Below are 5,291 nucleotides of genomic sequence, written 5' to 3' on the forward strand. Positions count from 1 at the left end.
AAAGAATAATGCGGCAGCGTGCTAGTCTCCCACACCCTATCGAGTGCAGTACCCTCACCGTGTCAGGCCTTAGCTTCCGGGTTCGGAATGGGACCGGGCGTCTCACCTGAGCCATGACCACCGCAAAACTAGATTATACACTCACTATAAGCGAGCGGCAAATTGGCGGTTTGGGAACCGGACATGAACGCGAGCAACAGAAAAACAATCATCAAAATCAACAACTCAACCATAAAATGACCGTCTAACACTCCCTAAAGTTAAGAGAATTAAACGATAAACAATACAAGTAGTATCACAATCGCCCATTAGTACTGGTCAGCTCCACCCCTTACAGGGCTTCCACATCCAGCCTATCAACCACGTGTTCTACATGGGGGCTCACACACAAAGTGCAAGGAATGCTAATCTTGGAGCAGGCTTCCCGCTTAGATGCTTTCAGCGGTTATCCCTTCCAAACGTAGCTAACCGGCAGCGCCACTGGCGTGACGACCGGCATACCAGAGGTTCGTCCACCCAGGTCCTCTCGTACTATGGGCAGGTCTCCTCAACATTCCAACGAGCGCAGAGGATAGAGACCAAACTGTCTCACGACGTTCTGAACCCAGCTCGCGTGCCGCTTTAATCGGCGAACAGCCGAACCCTTGGGACCTGCTCCAGCCCCAGGATGCGACGAGCCGACATCGAGGTGCCAAACCATCCCGTCGATATGGACTCTTGGGAATGATCAGCCTGTTATCCCCGGGGTACCTTTTATCCGTTGAGCGATGCCACGTCCGTACGCCGGCACCGGATCACTATCTCCGACTTTCGTCCCTGCTCGACCCGTCAGTCTCACAGTCAAGCCCGCTTGTGCGATTACACTCAACACCCGATTGCCAACCGGGCTGAGCGGACCATTGAGCGCCTCCGTTACTCTTTAGGAGGCAACCGCCCCAGTTAAACTACCCGCCAGGCACTGTCCCTAACACGGATAACGTGTCGAGGTTAGACGCCAGATATGGAAAGAGCGGTATTTCACTGATCGACTCCACGCAAGCTAGCGCCCACGCTTCACAGCCTCCCGCCTATGCTACACGATCCACACCTAACGACAATACCAAGGTATAGTAAAGGTCCCGGGGTCTTTTCGTCCTTCTGCGCTTAACGAGCATCTTTACTCGTACTGCAATTTCGCCGGGCTCCTGGCCGAGACAGTGGGGAAGTCGTTACGCCATTCGTGCAGGTCGGAACTTACCCGACAAGGAATTTCGCTACCTTAGGATGGTTATAGTTACCACCGCCGTTTACCGGGGCTTAAATTCACCGCTTCACCGAAGCTAACGGATCCTCTTAACCTTCCGGCACCGGGCAGGCGTCAGAGCGTATACAGCGGCTTACGCCTTCGCACGCTCCTGTGTTTTTGGTAAACAGTCGCTACCCCCTAGCTTGTGCCACCCCCAACAGCTCCGCATGTAAAAAACATCACCATCAGGGGTCTCCCTTATGCCGAAGGCACGGGAGTAATTTGCCGAGTTCCTTGGCCAGGATTCGCCCGATCGCTTCGGTATACTCTACCAGACCACCAGTGTCGGTTTAGGGTACGAGCGGAACCACACCTCACGTTGAAGCTTTTCTCGGCAAGCAGGATCACCGGAATCAGCCTTACAGCCTACCCATCACGCCTCAGCTTAAACATCCCCCGGATTTACCTAGAGGACAGCCCACACGCTTAGCCACGGAAAACCACCTCCGCAGCCGGCTACCTACCCGCGTCACTCCCACGCTAACCTACTACCGATACAGTCCCAAAACCAAACCAGTCAAAAACCCCGAAAGGCAATCAACCAGAATAATCAAGGTTAGTACTCTCAGATTCAGTTCGAACGGTGTAACACCGGTACGGGAATATCAACCCGTTCATCCATTCGACTACGCCTGTCGGCCTCGCCTTAGGACTCGACTCACCCGGGGACGACGAACGTGGCCCCGGAACCCTTAGTCATTCAGCGGACAGGATTCACACCTGTCTCTCGCTACTCATGTCTGCATTCTCACTCCCGTAAAGTCCACGACAAGTTCACACTGCCGCTTCACCCCATACAGGACGCTCTCCTACCCCACATGAAACAAATCATGCAGCCGCGTCTTCGGTGGCGTGCTTAAGCCCCGCTACATTGTCGGCGCGGAACCACTAGACCAGTGAGCTGTTACGCACTCTTTCAAGGATGGCTGCTTCTGAGCCAACCTCCTGGCTGTCTATGCGACTCCACATCCTTTCCCACTTAGCACGCGCTTCGGGACCTTAGACGACGATCAGGGCTGTTTCCCTTTTGACGACGGAGCTTATCCCCCGCCGACTCACTGCCATGATAAACCTAACAGGTATTCGGAGTTTGGCTGCTATTAGTACCCGGTATGGGCCCGCAAGCATCCAGTAGCTCTACCCCCTGTAAGCAATAACATGACGCTGCACCTAAATGCATTTCGGAGAGAACCAGCTATCACGGAATTTGATTGGCCTTTCACCCCTAACCCCAAGTCATCCCCCCAGTTTTCAACCTAGGTGGGTTCGGTCCTCCACACGGTCTTACCCGCGCTTCAACCTGCTCAGGGCTAGATCATCCCGCTTCGGGTCCAGGACATGCGACTAAAACGCCTTTTAAAACTCGCTTTCGCTACGGCTCCCCCACCCGGGTTAGCCTCGCCACATACCACTGACTCGCAGACTCATTTTTCGATAGGCACGCCGTCACCCCACAAAGAAGGCTCCGACGGATTGTAAGCGCACGGTTTCAGGAACTATTTCACTCCCCTCCCGGGGTGCTTTTCACCTTTCCCTCACGGTACTAGTACACTATCGGTCAGACAGGAATACTTAGGCTTACCCAACGGTCTGGGCAGATTCACGCGGGATTCCACGAGGCCCGCGCTACTTGGGAATAAACATAAAAAGACATCGCGCAACCTGCTACGGGGCCATCACCCTCTACGGCTGGGAATTCAATCCCATTCACATAACACGACATTTTATCACTCTTCTCAACCCCGTCAGAGGCTGAACAGTCAATCCCACGACCCCGAATACGCAACACCTGACGATTATCACACGTACTCGGTTTAGCCTGATCCGCTTTCGCTCGCCACTACTCACGGAGTATCCTTTCCTGCAGGTACTGAGATGTTTCACTTCCCTGCGTACCCCCCACAAAAACTGTGGTGACCACCCATAACAGTGGCCGGGTCTCCCCATTCGGAAATCCTCGGATCAAAGCCCACTCGGCAGCTCCCCGAGGCATATCGCAGCCCGTCACGTCCTTCATCGGTCCTGTCTACCAAGGCATCCACCATACGCCCTTACCAGTGATACACCAGTAAAAAGCCTATCGCTTAACTCTCTAGACAATAAATCATCACACTAAACGATCACAAAACGATCAAGCGACTCCACCAAAATGGAGCCGGTTGAAATTGATAAAAGTAAAAACAAGCAAAACCAAAAATAGTCTCACTATTCTTACTCGCGTCCACTATCCAGTTCTCAAACCACCAAACACCAAGAACACAAGCCAAAACCAAAAAAGCCTCAACCTGTAATCCAAGGGCCAGGACCGCAACCCCAAAACAAGGGGGGTGGCAATCCGGGAACCCAAAAGCATGCCCAACACACTCATCTAAAAACGTCAACTATTGTTTTCCACACCAGTAACCACACTCAACCGAGCGTGCACAAAAACTCCGTAGAAAGGAGGTGATCCAGCCGCACCTTCCGGTACGGCTACCTTGTTACGACTTAGTCCCAATCACGAGCCTCACCTTAGACGGCTCCATCCCAAAAGGGTTAGGCCACCGGCTTCGGGTGCTGCCCACTTTCATGACTTGACGGGCGGTGTGTACAAGGCCCGGGAACGCATTCACCGCGACGTTGCTGATTCGCGATTACTAGCGACTCCGCCTTCACGTAGTCGAGTTGCAGACTACGATCCGAACTGAGACCAGTTTTAAGGGATTAGCACCATGTCACCATGAAGCAACCCGTTGTACTGGCCATTGTAGCATGCGTGAAGCCCTGGACGTAAGGGGCATGATGATCTGACGTCATCCCCACCTTCCTCCGAGTTAACCCCGGCGGTCCCCCGTGAGTTCCCGGCATAACCCGCTGGCAACACAGGGCGAGGGTTGCGCTCGTTGCGGGACTTAACCCAACATCTCACGACACGAGCTGACGACGACCATGCACCACCTGTGAACCTGCCCCGAAAGGAAACCACATCTCTGCAGTCGTCAGGCACATGTCAAGCCCAGGTAAGGTTCTTCGCGTTGCATCGAATTAATCCGCATGCTCCGCCGCTTGTGCGGGCCCCCGTCAATTTCTTTGAGTTTTAGCCTTGCGGCCGTACTCCCCAGGCGGGACGCTTAACGCGTTAGCTCCGACACAGAACCCGTGGAATGGGCCCCACATCCAGCGTCCACCGTTTACGGCGTGGACTACCAGGGTATCTAATCCTGTTCGCTCCCCACGCTTTCGCTTCTCAGCGTCAGTAACAGCCCAGAGACCTGCCTTCGCCATTGGTGTTCTTCCCGATATCTACACATTCCACCGTTACACCGAGAATTCCAGTCTCCCCTACTGCACTCTAGCCCGCCCGTACCCGGCGCAAACCCACCGTTAAGCGATGGGCTTTCACACCAGACGCGACGAACCGCCTACAAGCTCTTTACGCCCAATAATTCCGGATAACGCTTGCGCCCTACGTATTACCGCGGCTGCTGGCACGTAGTTAGCCGGCGCTTATTCGAAAGGTACACTCACCAAAAAGGCTTGCTCCCAATCAAAAGCGGTTTACAACCCGAAGGCCTTCATCCCGCACGCGGCGTCGCTGCGTCAGGGTTCCCCCCATTGCGCAATATTCCCCACTGCTGCCTCCCGTAGGAGTCTGGGCCGTATCTCAGTCCCAATGTGGCCGTCCGCCCTCTCAGGCCGGCTACCCGTCGAAGCCTAGGTGGGCCATTACCCCGCCTACAAGCTGATAGGACGCGACCCCATCCCATGCCACTAAACACTTTCCCAACAAGACATGCGTCAAGTTGGAGCATCCAGCATTACCACCCGTTTCCAAGAGCTATTCTGGAGCATGGGGCAGGTTGGTCACGCATTACTCACCCGTTCGCCACTCTCACCAACCAGCAAGCTGGTCAGATCCCGTTCGACTTGCATGTGTTAAGCACGCCGCCAGCGTTCATCCTGAGCCAGAATCGAACCCTCCACGAAAAACTTCAATGAAGAGCCAACAAAAGGCTCCAATATAAAA

The 5,291-nt window shown here is 54.2% G+C and carries 3 rRNA genes; all 3 read right to left on the bottom strand.

The features are described 5' to 3' along the window. Positions 1–8: 8 nt before the first annotated feature. Positions 9–125 (bottom strand): 5S ribosomal RNA (gene rrf, locus ACJV45_RS06940). Positions 126–289: 164 nt separating this feature from the next. Continuing rightward, positions 290–3,350, bottom strand: a 23S ribosomal RNA gene (locus ACJV45_RS06945). Between the two features lie 373 nt (positions 3,351–3,723). Next, positions 3,724–5,251 (bottom strand): 16S ribosomal RNA (locus ACJV45_RS06950). The 16S, 23S and 5S rRNA genes sit together here, the layout of an rRNA operon. Positions 5,252–5,291 lie beyond the last annotated feature (40 nt).

This window comes from Gardnerella lacydonensis (assembly GCF_048545055.1).
Taxonomy (GTDB): Bacteria; Actinomycetota; Actinomycetes; order Actinomycetales; family Bifidobacteriaceae; genus Bifidobacterium; species Bifidobacterium vaginale_C.